At 41.7% G+C, this 230-nt stretch carries 1 protein-coding gene; it reads right to left on the bottom strand.

Annotation, left to right across the window (positions count from 1 at the left end; translation table 11 throughout):
• A partial coding sequence (locus GT354_RS11045; protein WP_237534613.1) for a PAS domain-containing protein occupies nt 1-206 on the bottom strand: 206 nt, incomplete at its 3' end.
• Between the last annotated feature and the right edge of the window lie 24 nt (nt 207-230).

Below are 230 nucleotides of genomic sequence, written 5' to 3' on the forward strand. Positions count from 1 at the left end.
TGGCTCATGCGTGCCAGGAATTCACTCTTGGTTTTATTCGCCATATCCGCCTGGGTTTTAGCGGCTAATAAATCTTCGCGAGCGAGAATAAAATCGTTAATATTATTGTTGATGCCCACACAACGCGTTGGTTTTCCAAATGCATCGTGTTCGCAAAATTTCATTTTTGATTGCACCCAAATGACCTTGCCATTTTGGTGCTGCATACGGAATTGCAAATTTACATAGGT

The sequence above is a fragment of the Streptomyces sp. SID3343 genome, assembly GCF_009865215.1.
Taxonomy (GTDB): Bacteria; Actinomycetota; Actinomycetes; order Streptomycetales; family Streptomycetaceae; genus Embleya.